Here is a 14460-nt window from a genome sequence, read left to right on the forward strand (position 1 = left end):
CAGATATGTCTGCGGTATGCCGCTGTATACCAAATGGATGCCTCCCCCACAATCCCCTCCGATTGCGGGTTGGAATAGGCTCTAACTACGGTGCCGCAGGATCGTGTCGCGCCGCGTCAGACCACCAAGGCGCGTGCCAGATGCAAGACGCCGGGCATGGCCGCAAAGGCTGCCGTGGGGCGGTCATAGCCGCCAAGATGCCGGAAAATCATATCGTTTGTCCCTTGGCAAAGGCCGGTTGCCCTAGCCTAGTTGATATCGACCGCCTTCCCCGAGCTCATGATGTTCATCGGATCGACCGTGAACATCAAGCGAGGTGCCGACCCCGAAGGGAACCACCGGCGGCATACGCGGGATCTGGTGCAAGGTTAACTGTCTCGTCGGGGTCTACTCAGGGCAGCGCGCGCACGATGTTGAACGCCATGTAGCCAGCCAAATCGCGCCACCGGAGAGGTGCGCGCAATCAGAATTGCCGATAACCGTTCCACCATCTTGGTCTCGACGTCGAAATATTCTCCGTGCCCGCACGGCAAGAAATCCACGCTGTAGGATGGATACATCGCCTTCCAGACGGCCCGTCGATGCCCATTCTTGCGCAAAGGATTCAAGCGGCTCGTTTTGCCAAAAACAAAGGCAGTCGGGACCGGAAACGGATCGTCAAAATCAGCATCCAACGCGATCAAGAGCGCGATCTCTCGACCGAGGGCGCGAAGCTGCTTGGCCGTGGCACGCGCCAGTTCTGCCCCCTGACAATTCCCGCCAATGGTAATCGGGCCGGTCGGCTGTATGTTAGAAATGGTCTGGGCATAGTGCTTGGCCAGATCGTCCATCGCCTTGTCATACCGGTTGACCAGATAGTCGCCCGAACGGAGGTAAACGAGAGGTCGGTCTTCACCCAAAGACTGACCAAGTCTTTCCCCTTCCAGATCCAGCTGGCACACCCAAAACAGAGGAGCCTTCTGGCCCGCAAGGTTTCGACCAAACGCAAAATCACCCAAGCGCTCTGCGTTTCTCCCCCAATCCGCCGTCATGAACCGCATACGCTGGATAATCGACGCCTCAGGCATGCTTTCGCCGCGGGTCCCGTACCCAAGCCGTGACGCCAATGCCCGTGTTTCTTCCGCCAACACGTTGGCTGGCAATTCCGAACCCGACACCGCACGGGAGGCATCGATCTTCTGATGCTTTGCAAACCGCGGATCGCCAATCATTCGGGCGGCCGACCCCAAGCCTTCGACCATACGCCGCTCTTTATCTGTGTGGGGGGTCAACACGGCCGGATCATATGGCACGCGCAAAAACCGGCAGATCTTCGGCATCAGGATTTCAGGCTCGCTCACAAGCGTCTCAAACGAGACATGCATGATCCGCCGATGCCCAACGCGATCTTTGAACGCATCAATCGTCTGATAGGTCTGCCGCCATATGTTTTCGGCCAGTTCGGCAGGCGCCCCCGTGAAGGGGTACATCCAGATTTGGTGCATCCGAGCATGTTCATAGGACTTCACCATGTCGACCGGATTTCGGTGCAGCACAATAAACCGCGCCCTCGGATAGCAGTCGAGGATACGCGACAAGACTGAAGGGGTCAGCGCGTAGATCGGCGTTTTGTCGACAAGTTTGCGCCCGGGCAGTTGATCCTGAAGCCAAGTCAGAACCCGAGACGAAGGCCACCCTTGCGCTGCGAAATCCTCGAGCGTTGCGCGTGCCTGATCTTCTGACACATCCGTCGCCGCCATAACCGCCTGCACCAAGCCATCCCGGAAAAACCGGAACTTTCCATCAAGGCTTTGGTGCCAATCGGACAGATCCGCGAAATTCATCAATCTCAACTCGGGCGGCGCAAATAGATCCGGGTGCCCTGCCAGCATTACGCGCAGCAGAGTCGAACCACATCGCGGGGCGCTGAGGATGAACACCGGTTGCTGCTTGGACGGCGCTTCGGATGTCTGGGGCAGCACTGGAAGCGATCCGCGGAAAAGATCGAACGAGCTCTCACCATGAGCGCGATTAGCCGACGTGACAGACGCCGCGTCGATTAGCTCTGCCGCAATCAGGGCTTTGGGATAATCCTGCACCATCCGCTTTGCCAACTCGGCCACGGTCGGGGCCGAAAACAGAAGCGCGACGTGGATGGTTTCGTCCAGACGTTGTTCCAAGGACAGCATCAACTCGACCGCATCAAGGCTGGTGCCGCCAAAGGCGAAAAAGTCGCTATCAACGCCAATGTCCGCCCCACGCAACGCTTGCGAGAACTCCTGCAGCAACCAAGCTTCCAATGCGCTTCCGGGCTGCTTGCCTGTGTCTACGCTTTTACTTTGCAACTCATTAAGCTGATTTTGAAAGTATTGCGCCAGATCCGAGCGCACAACCTTGCCCGTCCGACCAACGGGCAGCGCGTCGGGGAACACGATCTGCGATGGCACTTTGTGACGCGGCAAACGAGTTGATAGTACGTCGCGCAGATCCCGCGCGTTCATGTTGGCATCGGGATCAAGCACGACCGCTGCCGCGATCTGCTCGCCAAAGGTGGGATGCTCGGCCGCAAAGACCGCAACTTCTGCAACCCCTGGAAGCTTGGCAATTTCCTCTTCGACCTCCTGCGGGGCGACATTTTCGCCACCCACAATGATCTGGTCGCCGCTGCGCCCGCAGACCCGAAGAAAGCCGTCTTCGTCCAGATATCCCAAGTCGCCCGTCCGAAACCACCCATCCTGCGCGGTCTGCGCATCGCCCAGATAGCCCGACATGACCGTGCGCCCACGCAGACAAATCTCGCCGATCTGCCCGGTGGCAAGCCTGTCTGCGCCATCAAAGATGCCGATTTCATCCGCAATGGCGGTGCCGACTGTGCCCTCGCGCGGGTCTGCAAAGGGGACGCCCGTGATCTGGAGCGCCTCGGACATGCCATAGGCCTCGAGCAGCGGGACCTTGAAGGCCTGCTTGATCCGGTCGCGCAACGTGCTGTTCAGCGCGGCGGATCCGCAGCGGACAAGCCGCAAACCACACGTATCGAGCGCCAGCCCCTCAGCCTCGGCACGTCGCAGGATGTCTGCGTAGATTGCCGGCGAACAAGACATCCAATTCGGCCGCGCTCGGGTCAACCAGCCCAGAAAATCCGTTGCGCGATATGGGCCGGGCATCACCGTGCCACAGCCAGCGACCCACGGCAGAAACACGCCCGAGATCAAACCATGCACGTGGTTCAACGCCATGACATTCAACGTCTTTTCACCGGGCAGCAGTTCAAGCCCCTTGGCGGCGCGCTGGACAACCACGGCGATGGCGTCGCTGGTGACGGGAACGATCTTGGGCAGCCCTGTCGAGCCGCTGGTGCTGAGCAGAACAGCGACATCTGACAAATCGCGTGAACGCACCCGCTTGTCCGCATCACTTTCGACCATATTCGACACCGTCCAATCCCACGCGCCCGTGCGATGGAGCTCGACAATCGCACAGCCGTTAGCAGTTATCGTCTCTGTCGCCCAATCCGGCGCGGACCCGTCATGCAACAGAACCATATCCGGGATCTGATCCAGCGCGCGTTGCACTAATGAGGCATTCATGGTGTCGGCCAGCGGGAAGACCGCGCCGCGGCGCGCAAGCGCCGTAATCACGACAGCCGCATCAGCGCGGTTATCGATCCAGATGCATACAGGGGTTCCCTGTCCAATACCCGCTTGCGCACAGGCGTTCACAAGGCGGTCCTGCGCCCTCATCAGATCTGAGAAGCTTAAGGGCGCGCGGTGCAAATCATCGATCGCGGGCACATCGGGATGCGCTGTTGCGACCAAGGCCAGCTGGTCCCACAAGGTTTTTGTCAGGGGGCCACTGCTCATCTTACGCTCCTAAAAAGATCGCACGCGGATCGATCTTGCCCTGACGCGTCTCTGCGGGCAGGCGCAGATCGATCAGGAAAGGGCCGGTGGCGGCGCTAGCTTGCTCTAATGCCGATTGCAGGCTTTCGGCATCTTGCGCAGTGGCGCCCTGAACACCCAGCGTTCCGGCAAATGCAACCCAGTCCACGCGCGTACGGTCAGCCAGCGCCTGCGCCTCGTCTTCGGTCTGCGCACGGCGGCTAATGCTGCCAAGCCCCCCGTTGTTTGCCACGAGGAATAGAACCGGCGATTGATACCGCGCGGCTGTCGCGATCTCTTGTCCCAGCAAATGCATACAGCCATCGCCCGTGATGCAGAGTATCCGCGTGTCGCGCTGTCCGAAACTCGCCCCGATAGAGGCGGCAATGGCCCATCCCATGGGGGCTTGCTCGGCCGACATGTGAAAGTCATTCTGACCAGTGCTGCGCCACGCCCGGATCGCGGCACCCCGATGCAGGCCGGCATCTACAAAGGCGACCAGCTCTGATCCGAAATGCGTTTGAGTTTGCGCGATGCAGTGCTCCATCAGATCGGCGGGGTGATGTTCCGTCCGGCGGTGTCCCTGTGACGGCCCCGAAGGCTCGTCAGGACTTTGCCGGCTCAGTTCCACCAGCAGTGCATCAATCGCATCAGAAAAGTCCTGCGGCGCGAGGTCCGCGAAAGTTGGCAGCTCTAACGGGGCAGATCCCAAGGTATCGATCCGCGCAAGCAGATCAGGCTGCTCAGACAGACGTTTGCTCCACCCTGCCCCATCGCGTTGTCCCGGTCGTCCCCCGAGATAGAGGATCATATCGCATGCGGGATCCAGAATGGCGTGTCGTGCAGTGTCTGCTCCACTATACCCGAACACACCAAGATACCCGTCGGCGTCATGGCGGACCAAGCCCAACGCGCCAATACTGGTCGCCACGCGCATGCCGCACTGAATCAGCTGTTCGACAAGCGCGTCCTTGCCCAGCACATGCGCCATGCGCGGCCCCAGCACCACGATGGGGTGCCTTGCTGTGCGCAGCCTACCCGCCACACGCTGCACCGCCAGGAGGTCATCGCGTTCTAGCCCGCTCTGCGCCTCAGGCTCTTTATCGCGCGGAGTGATGTCGGGTTCCCCCTGCACATCATAAGGGACAGAAACGTAAACCGGCTTCCCAGCGCCCAATCGTTTCGCGACAGTGGGCATATCCTTCAACGCGGTACCAAATTTGAAACAACACTCCGGCCCCAGAGCCTCGCGGAACGTGGCATCGCTTCTTGTCCCGTCATGGCGGGCACTTTGAAACGGCACATCCTTATAGAAGTCTTCCGGCACGTCGCCTGTCATCAGCAATACCGGCACACCTTCGACCCGCGCATTCACGAGAGCAGGCAACACGTAAAGCGACGCAATCCCGCCGCCGACCAAAGCCGCGCCGGGGGTTCCTGTGATGCGCGCGTATCCATCGGCCATGAAACCGGCCGACATTTCATTGGCGACCAATACGGGGGTGGTCTGGCTGGACGCCAGACACTTCAACAGGGGATCAACATTCGCAGATGGCAGGGTGAAGACATGGTCACACCCGAGATCCGCAAGTGAAGAGACCAACTGATCGCCTATTGTTGCTGCACCGTCCGTCATGCCCGAAAGCTTCCCCCGTTCACATCCAGACATGCGCCGTTCGTGTAGCCTGACAGCTCGCTTGCAAAGTAAAGCACGGCGGCGGCGATCTCTTCCGGCGTGCCAAAGCGACCTGCGGGCACCCCGTCCAGCATGGCGGCACGCTCTTTATCACTGCGCTTTTCCCATTTGCGATAGGCGCGATCCGTCATGACAAAGCCCGGCGCAACGGAATTCACGGTGATGCCAAACGGCCCGAGGTCACGCGACAAATGGCGGCTCATCCCGATCATGCCCGCCTTAGCAGCGGCATATTGTGGCCCCGACAACCTGCCCGCATCCCGGCCAGCGACCGAGGAAACGTTGATAATACGGCCGAAGTTTCGGGCCTTCATGAAGGGCACAACCAACCGACATAGATCAAAGCTGCTGTCCAGATTTAGCGCCATGACTCGGTGAAAATCATCCTGATCAATGTCCTCTAGAAATCTGTTTTCACTGCCGCCGCCGGCATTGTTCACCAGAATGTCGGGGCCGCCGAAACGTTCAACAGTTGCCGCGACCAGCGCTTGCCGGGTGGATGCATCCGTGACGTCTCCGATGAAGGGCACAAGACGATCAGCGATAGCAGGGTCTGTTTCCGCGATGGCGGTCTGCATTTTTGCAGCGTCGCGCCCCAACATGAAGACATAGGCTCCATTCGCAGCTAAAGCCCGCGATGTCGCCAATCCGATACCTTCGGACCCGCCGGTTACGATGGCACACCGGCCTTTGTCACCCTTGTCGCCTTCGGCCAGCCCCATGGAATTGCTTTGAGCAGCATGTGTCATAGTTCTTGGAATCCAAGCTCAATAAAAACAATAAAACACCACAATATACGAGTTAACACACGGTCGTAAGGTCTAGTGCTTGCCGCATGATTTGCAAGCGCTGTTTCGACCCGAGAGCGCAGATAGAACACGGTGGGAAATGCAGTCGCCCCTGCGTCTGATGCTGGGTCCGCTCGTGAATCGCTCGCGTATAGATCCGCCGCCTTGGCACACACACAAATTAGGGCAACTGGTGCAGATCGACAGAAACACATGATCCTGCGTGCGTGATCGCTAACGTTTCTGATCGGGAACAAACGAAGCGTTTATCACACCCATTATTCGCCGATCGCCCTTAAAAGCGGCTGTATTTCTGGATTTCTGCCGCTATAGACAACCGCAACTATCTAACAAGGTGACCGACTTGCTTGATCTTTCCGTTGTACGCAGCACTCTGTCTGACCACTATGATCTGACGCCCTCGCCTGAACTGGCCAGCGAAATGCAGGATATCTATGCGCGGATGGACCGCGTGGTGACGCCTCCGGATTTCGCGATCTACGCGCCCTATATCAAGGCGATCAATGCGCTGAAGAAGGAACGCAATGCGGTCATTCTGGGCCACAACTATATGACGCCCGAGATCTTCCACGGCGTGTCGGATTTCGTGGGCGACAGCCTGCAGTTGGCGATGAAGGCCAGCGAGGTCGAGGCAGACGTGATCGTTCAGGCCGGTGTGCACTTCATGGCCGAAACCTCGAAAATCCTGAGCCCTGAGAAGACGGTCCTGATGCCGGACATGGAAGCAGGTTGTTCGCTGGCAGAAAGCATCACGGCCGACGGCATTGAAGAGATGCGCGCCAAATACCCCGGTGCCCCGGTCGTGTCCTACGTGAACACCACTGCCGAGGTAAAAGCCGCCTCGGATATCTGCTGCACCTCGTCGAACGCGGTTCAGATCGTGAACGCGATGGAGAGCGACACCGTTATCATGACGCCCGACCAGTATCTGGCGCAGAACGTTGCCAACGAGGCAGACAAGAACGTCGTCTACTGGCCTGGCTCGTGCATCGTACATGAACAATACACCGCAAAAGACCTGCGCGACTTCCGCGAATGGAATCCCGGCACCCGCCTGATTGCGCACCCGGAATGCCCGCCAGACGTTGTGGCCGAGGCTGATTTCTCGGGCTCGACCAGCGGCATCCTGAAATACGTGACGGATGAGAAGCCGGAAAAGGCGATGCTGATCACCGAATGCTCGATGGCCTCGAACATCGCCGATGAACTGCCCGAGGTCGATTTTGTCGGTCCCTGCAACATGTGCCCCTACATGAAGAAGATCACGCTCGAAAAGATCCTCTATGTGCTGCACACGATGGAAGGTCAGGTCGAGGTTGATCCCGCCGTGGCCGAGAAAGCCCGCCTTTCCGTGCAGGCCATGATTGACCTGTCGAAAAAACTGGGTCTCTGATCTGACATGAAAACCCTCACCACCGATCGCGTTATCATCGTGGGCGCCGGTCTGGGCGCCCTCTATGCTGCGTTGAAGCTGGCGCCGCATCCGGTGGTGATGATCTCGCCCGAAACCTTGGGCGAAGGCGCAAGCTCGGCTTGGGCGCAGGGCGGCGTGGCTGCGGCAATGGATGCGGCGGACAGCCCGGAAAACCATGCCAACGACACCGTGAACGCAGGTGCGGGGACGGTTGATCCGAAGGTGGCGGACCTGGTGACGCGCGAGGCGCGCGACTACATCCTCGACCTGACAACGATGGGCACACCTTTCGACCGGACCGAAGACGGCGATTATGTGTTGTCACGCGAAGCGGCACACAGTTTCGCCCGCGTTGTCCGGGTAAAGGGGGATCAGGCCGGCGCGCAGATCATGGCCGCGCTGATCGAACAGGTACGCGAAACGCCGTCGATCCAAGTGCTGGAAGGCACAATGGCGCTGGACCTTGAAGTTCAGGACGGTCGCGTCACCGGGGTCGCCATTCAAGACGCAAGCGAAGGGCGCTCGGCCCCTGTGATGCTGCGCAGCCCTGCCATCCTGCTGGCTGGAGGCGGCTCGGGCGGGCTTTATGCACTGACCACCAACCCGCCACGCATTCGTGGACAGGTTATCGGTATGGCCGCACGCGCGGGCGCGTTGATTGCTGATGCTGAGTTTGTCCAGTTTCACCCGACCGCGATGGATGTGGGCGAAGACCCGGCGCCCTTGGCGACCGAAGCCCTGCGCGGCGAAGGAGCGATCCTGATCAACAAACATGGCGAGCGTTTCATGCAAGCCGTCCATCCGGACGCCGAACTGGCCCCGCGCGATGTTGTGGCCCGCGCGATCTATGCCGAAGTGAAGGCGGGCAATCGCCCCATGCTCGACACACGCGAGGTGCTGGGCGAAGCGATCAAGACGCAATTCCCGTCCGTCGCGGAATACTGTGCGCGCAACGACATTGACCCGGCGAAAGAGCCGATCCCGGTCGCCCCCGCCGCGCATTACCACATGGGCGGCATCGCGACCGACACCAAGGGACGCGCCAGCATCGATGGGTTGTGGGTCTGCGGCGAGGCCTCCTCGACCGGGCTGCACGGCGCCAACCGTTTGGCCTCGAACGGGCTGCTCGAGGCGCTCGTTTATGCCCGCATTTGCGCCGAAGGCATTGCCAAGACGCTGACGTCGCACAAAGACGCCCCGTTGCTAAAGCTAACCTTCGACGACGGCGGCGCGCGCCCTGCCCCGGACGCGGTGAAGAAGCTGCGCGAGACCATGACCCAGCTGGTCGGCGTGGTCCGGGATCGCGAGGGGCTGACCAAGGCGCTTCAGATCATCGCGGCGCTGGAACAGGCACATGGAAACAGCCCGTCCTTCTTGAACATGTGCGCCACGGCCACCCTGATTGCCGCCGGCGCGCTGGTGCGCGAAGAAAGCCGCGGCGCGCACGAGAGGTCCGACTTTCCCGCACCTGCCCCGGGTCCGGGCACACGATCCGAAATGTATCTTTCTGATGCGCTCGCCATCCGCGCGCAAGCTTGTAAGGAGCTGTCATGAGTTTCTCATCCGTCCCCGACCTTGTCCTTGAACCGATGATCCGCAACGCATTGATGGAGGATCTTGGCAGCTATGGCGACGTGACCACCCGCGCGGTGATCCCGGCGGACACCACTTATGACGCTCGCCTGAATGCGCGCGAAGATGCGGTTGTCTCGGGCATGCAAGTCGCCGAGATTGCGTTCCGACTGGTCGACCCGTCGCTTCAGGTCATCACCCATATCGCGGATGGCCAGACCTGCCAGAAGGGCGACACGCTGATGACCATCAAAGGATCGGCTGCATCGATCCTGTCTGGCGAACGCGTCGCGCTGAACTTTGCAGGTCGCCTGACCGGCATCGCCACAAAGACCGCTGGCTTCGTGGCCGAGACCAACGGCACCACTGCCCGCGTCACCTGTACGCGCAAGACCACACCCGGCCTGCGTCTGGTCGAAAAACTGGCCGTGCTGCATGGCGGCGGGTTCAACCACCGCTATTCGCTGTCCGACGCCATTCTGATCAAGGACAACCACATCGCGGCCGCGGGTGGTGTACGTCAGGTTCTGGAAGCCACCAAAGCCCATGCCAGCCACATGATGGCGGTCGAGATCGAAGTGGATCGGCTGGACCAACTGGCCGAAGTGCTTGAGGTCGGCGGTGCCTCTGTCGTGCTGTTGGACAACATGGACAACGACACTCTGCGCGAAGCCGTCGCGATGGTGGATGGCCGGATGGCGACCGAAGCGTCGGGGAACGTGACGCTGGATCGGATCGCCTCGATCGCGGCGACAGGCGTAGACTACATCTCGTCCGGCGCGCTTACCCATTCGGCGCGTACGGTAGACCTCGGTCTTGATTTCTAGACCAATTCCGGCTGCGGGCAGACCGCTATTCCCTACTTGGAATTGCCACCAGTCTTGTGAGACAGGAAATAGCTGAGCGCGCCAATGACAAGCGCAACGGCCGCGCCATAGCCAAGCAGATCGCGTTCACCATCCCAGCTGACCACTTGGCCCAGGAAAAGCACGCCCAGAACGACGACAACGACCGCAATCAGCTTGTTCTTTAGATCATCCAGATTGTTGATCGTCAGCCAGCTTGGCAGTTTCACATTCGTGCTGATGAAAAGCTCGTACAGCCCAATCGCGACGATGTAAAACACCGTCCCGAGAAGGAAGAGATCAATGATTTCAATGAACTCCAGCGCAAGGCTTTTCGCAATCTTTCGCGTCACTTCACCACCCTGAATGGTGTTCAAGATCAGCTGCACCGTCTCGAGCAGCCCATAGACAATCAGGGTGGTCGCCGCCAAAAGTGCGCCAATCACAGCGAGGATGACCATAAAGCGGCTTGCGCCGAGAAGTGTGCTCATTGTCTGCTCCGTTTTTCCCTGTGTGCGCAGCGCGCCGCCAGACGTCAAGTGAAGATACGGTCAGGGCGCATACTGGTGACAGTCGCTGGACGCGAGCAATGCAGCGGAACGCCCGCCTTACATCCGTATCCCTGCCCCTCATTCACAGCGCAACCGCGTTTGTTTTCTGCGGGAAAAGTGATATTGTGAACACTTGAACCATTAAGGTAAGTGCAGGGAATACCGACGATTTTTGTATTGAGGGATATCTTCATCTGCGGGCGCGTTACCGGTGCCTCACGTGATACGTTGGGCACGCCCCACGGGATGGAGCCGTCTTGAAATCCGTCCGTCTTCGCATACTTGTGCTCGCACTTCTGCCGCTCGTCGTCTTGATGCCACTTTTGCTGGTTTTGGCGATGACCCGATGGACTTCGGATTACGATGATGTGTTGATCGCCAAGGTCGACAGTGACTTGCGCATCGCCGAGCAATATCTGGGTCAGATCATGGCCGGCACCGGGGCTGGCGTGCTGGCGATTTCCGAATCCACATCCTTTCTTGAAGCCACCCAACAGGGCGCGCGTAGCGTCACCTCCTATCTTGAAGACGCACGCACACGCCTTTCGCTCGACTTCCTCTACTTCCTTCCTCGCGATCAGGTGATCGAGCTTTCTGCCCGTTGGCCCGTTGTCGCAAACGCCGAACAGGGCACGCTGGATACGCAGATTGATATCCTTTCGGCGTCAGATCTTGAAAGCCTCTCTCCTGCCCTCGAGGCACAAGCGCGCATTCCGCTGATCCCAACTGAAGCCGCCGTGCCGTCCGACAGAACTGTCGAAGATCGTGGCATGGTGGTTCACAGCGCAGCGCCCGTATTGATCGACGGGTTCGAGGGCGTGCTGGTCGGGGGGATCCTGTTGAACCGGAACCTGCAGTTCATCGACACGATCAACGCGCTCGTCTACCAAAGCCAAGAGGACGGCACCCCCAACCGCCAAGGTACCGCGACCTTGTTTCTGGAAGATGTCCGTGTGTCGACCAATGTCCGCTTGTTCGAGGATGTCCGCGCTTTGGGAACGCGCGTGTCGGCTGCGGTGCGCAGCGCGGTTCTGGATGACGGCCGAATTTGGCTGGACCGCGCCTTCGTTGTGAATGACTGGTATATTTCCGGCTATCTTCCGATCACCGACAGCTTCGGTGGCCGTGTCGGAATGCTCTATGTCGGCTTTCTGGAAGCGCCCTTCCAAGCCGCCAAAAGATCCGCCTACTGGGTCGTTCTTGGGGCATTTGCCGCGGTTGTTGCCCTGTCTGCGCCGCTGTTCCTGTTTCTGGCCAAGGGTATCTTCTCTCCGCTCGAGCGCATGACCAAAACCATGTCGCGTGTAGAACAAGGCAATTTGCACGCGCGGATTGGCAATGTGGGCTCGAAGGACGAAATTGGGCAGGTTGCAACGCATTTGGATGAGCTGCTGGATCAGGTGCAAGAGCGCGACCGCGCCCTCAGGTCATGGGCCACCGAGCTGGAAGAACGCGTCGAACGCCGCACGGCCGAGCTGCATGAGGCCAATAAGAAGCTCGAGGATACGTTCCAACAACTTGTCATGTCCGAAAAGCTTGCCTCGATCGGAGAAATCACCGCAGGCGTTGCCCACGAGATCAACAACCCGGTGGCCGTGATCCAGGGCAATGTCGACGTCATCCGCGAGTCTCTGGGCGCGCAAATTGAACCGATCGAGACTGAGCTAAACCTGATCGACCGGCAAATCGTGCGGATCGGTGGGATTGTCGGAAAACTTCTGCAATTTGCCCGCCCCAGCGAGTTTGGCGATTTCGCCGAAAGCATTGATCCGACACCTTTGATCAACGACAGCTTGGTGCTGGTCAGCCACCAGTATTCGAAACAAGACATCAACGTGTCGCGCGACTTTCAAGCCACCACGCAGGTCCGGATCGATCCGGGTGAACTGCAGCAAGTGGTGATCAACCTGTTCATCAACGCCGTGCAGGCCATGGGGGATCAGGGCGACCTGACCATTTCCACCTTCGACGAGGTCCGCGACGGCAAGGGTGGCTTCTGTCTAACGGTGGCTGACACGGGCCCTGGAATTCCTGAAGAGCATTTGAAATCCGTGTTCGATCCATTCCTGACCACCAAATCCGCTGAAGGCACGGGCTTGGGGCTGTCGATCAGCCAGACGATCATTCAGAAAGCAGGCGGGCTGATCTCGGTCAAAAACCGCCCCGAGGGCGGAGCGGTTTTCACGGTTTGGCTGCCGGACACACAAGCCTAAAGGCGCTCAGTCGGCCCCAGCGCCCCAGGTCGCAAACTTTCGGTCGATGGTCTTGCGCGAGACGCCCAAGCGACGTGCGGCCTCGGCCCTGTTCCCGCCGCACGCGTCCAGCACATTCACGATGTGGCGCTGGGTGACCAGCTCCAAGGTCTCGATCGCCTCGACCCCGGTAATCTTTCCATCGCCCGAGAACTCTTCAGGGAAGCCGTTCAGAATGACAGAGCGCTCAATCATATTGCGCAGCTCTCGGACGTTGCCCGGCCACTCATAGCGGCTCATCTTCAGCAGCGTTTGGTCATCCAGTTCCAACGCCGGAACGCCCAGCGCCGTGGAAAACTCTTCCACGAAAAGCGCCGCCAGCTCGACGATATCTTCGGCCCGCATTTTCAGGGACGGCATCTCGATCTGAAGGACGTTGATCCGGTGATACAGATCCGCCCGCATCTGGCCGTTCTTCACGGCCTCTTCCAGATCCGCGTTGGTGGCGAACATAAAGCGCAAATCCAGCGGGATTTCCCGCTCGGCCCCAACGGGCCGTATCCGCTTGTCTTCCAGCACACGCAGCAACGCCACCTGAACAATGTCGGGCATCTGGGCGATTTCGTCCAAGAACAGCGTTCCGCCATCCGCGTTCAGAAACAGCCCGTCGCGCTTGGTCTCGCCCCCATCCACGAGGCCGAAAAACTCCTGCGCTGCCAGATCAGGCGGAATGGCCGCGCAATTGATGGCCACAAAGGGGTTTTCGCTTCTCGGAGACAGCGAATGCAGCGTGCGTGCTGCAACTTCCTTCCCTGCCCCGCTGGGCCCGGTGAAAAGCACCGAGGTTGGCAGCGGCGCCAGCTTATGCAGTGTATCGCGCACCTGAGAGATGGCGGGCGAGTTCCCCAAAAGTCGTCCCCGGATCGAGGGTTGCCCTGAGGTTAGCGCATGGCGCAAAAGCGAGTTCTCGCGCCGCAGATGCTTGCGATCTAACGCCTGTGACACGGCGTTCAGGATTTGGTTCGCCCGGAACGGCTTCAAGACGAAGTCCGTGACCCCGATCCGCAAGGCCTTGATCGCCGTCTCCAGATCCGCATAGGCGGTAATCAGAATGGTGTCGGCAAACAACCCGACACGGCGTTGTTCCTGCAACCATTCCAATCCGGTCTGACCCGGCATGATGTTGTCGACAATGATCAGATCAAAATGCGACGTATCCAGAATGGCGCTGGCCTGCTTCGGCCCTTCCGCCTGTTCCACCCGTCGACAGCGCGGTGACAGGATCTTTGTGAGGAAGTTACGCATTCCCGGTTCGTCATCGATCACAAGGATCGAGGCGTCGGCCAATTTTGTATCGTAGGTGTCAGTTTGCACCGTGTTCATCCGAGACCCTAGTCCAGTCGTACTGCTTCGCTCGAGTTCTTCTGGGACGACGAGAACCCGACTTCTTTCAAAGCGTAATTCGCTGCAACGCCCAACACAATGATAGCGACAAAGCTTGCCACGATCTCTTTCATTTTGCTT

At 59.4% G+C, this 14460-nt stretch carries 10 protein-coding genes; 4 read left to right on the forward strand and 6 right to left on the reverse strand.

Annotated elements, in window-relative coordinates; genetic code table 11:
- Positions 1–368: 368 nt before the first annotated feature.
- Genes EOL43_RS14535 through EOL43_RS14545 form a run of 3 tightly spaced genes read right to left on the reverse strand, consistent with a single transcriptional unit; the run spans position 369 to position 6302 of the window.
- Entirely contained in the window at positions 369–3839 is a 3471-nt protein-coding gene (locus EOL43_RS14535) for an AMP-binding protein (RefSeq protein WP_133489643.1), read from the reverse strand.
- Position 3840: 1 nt separating this feature from the next.
- Positions 3841–5493 (reverse strand): thiamine pyrophosphate-binding protein, encoded by a 1653-nt coding sequence (locus EOL43_RS14540; RefSeq protein WP_166636256.1) that lies wholly within the window; start codon positions 5491–5493, stop codon positions 3841–3843.
- Positions 5490–6302, reverse strand: a complete 813-nt coding sequence (locus tag EOL43_RS14545; protein ID WP_133489645.1) for an SDR family NAD(P)-dependent oxidoreductase — start codon at positions 6300–6302, stop codon at positions 5490–5492. The genes EOL43_RS14540 and EOL43_RS14545 overlap by 4 nt, the downstream gene beginning before the upstream one ends.
- 403 nt (positions 6303–6705) lie before the next feature.
- On the opposite strand from EOL43_RS14545, the gene nadA reads away from it, so the two are divergent.
- Genes nadA through nadC form a run of 3 tightly spaced genes read left to right on the forward strand, consistent with a single transcriptional unit; the run spans position 6706 to position 10175 of the window.
- On the forward strand, positions 6706–7755 hold the full coding sequence (nadA, locus tag EOL43_RS14550; RefSeq protein WP_133489646.1) for a quinolinate synthase NadA: 1050 nt from the start codon (positions 6706–6708) through the stop codon (positions 7753–7755).
- Between the two features lie 6 nt (positions 7756–7761).
- A complete protein-coding gene (locus EOL43_RS14555) occupies positions 7762–9330 on the forward strand; it encodes an L-aspartate oxidase (RefSeq protein ID WP_133489647.1) in 1569 nt (522 codons plus the stop codon).
- Entirely contained in the window at positions 9327–10175 is an 849-nt protein-coding gene (nadC, locus tag EOL43_RS14560) for a carboxylating nicotinate-nucleotide diphosphorylase (protein ID WP_133489648.1), read from the forward strand. Before EOL43_RS14555 ends, nadC begins: the two co-directional genes overlap by 4 nt.
- Before the next feature lie 32 nt (positions 10176–10207).
- On the opposite strand, the gene EOL43_RS14565 is transcribed toward nadC, so the two are convergent.
- Positions 10208–10684, reverse strand: coding sequence for a YqhA family protein (locus EOL43_RS14565; RefSeq protein ID WP_133489649.1), 477 nt, complete (start codon positions 10682–10684; stop codon positions 10208–10210).
- Between the two features lie 374 nt (positions 10685–11058).
- On the opposite strand from EOL43_RS14565, the gene EOL43_RS14570 reads away from it, so the two are divergent.
- Positions 11059–12957, forward strand: coding sequence for a sensor histidine kinase (locus tag EOL43_RS14570; RefSeq protein ID WP_240686567.1), 1899 nt, complete (start codon positions 11059–11061; stop codon positions 12955–12957).
- A 6-nt stretch (positions 12958–12963) separates the two neighbouring features.
- Here the strand turns inward: EOL43_RS14570 and EOL43_RS14575 are convergent, their stop codons facing one another.
- Positions 12964–14319 carry a sigma-54-dependent transcriptional regulator gene (locus EOL43_RS14575; RefSeq protein ID WP_133489651.1) on the reverse strand — a complete coding sequence of 452 codons (1356 nt, stop codon included), beginning with the start codon at positions 14317–14319 and terminating at the stop codon, positions 12964–12966.
- 8 nt (positions 14320–14327) lie between these two features.
- Positions 14328–14453 carry a hypothetical protein gene (locus tag EOL43_RS15590; RefSeq protein WP_276320893.1) on the reverse strand — a complete coding sequence of 42 codons (126 nt, stop codon included), beginning with the start codon at positions 14451–14453 and terminating at the stop codon, positions 14328–14330.
- Positions 14454–14460 lie beyond the last annotated feature (7 nt).

This window comes from Aliiroseovarius marinus (genome assembly GCF_004360145.1).
Classification (GTDB): Bacteria; Pseudomonadota; Alphaproteobacteria; order Rhodobacterales; family Rhodobacteraceae; genus Aliiroseovarius; species Aliiroseovarius marinus.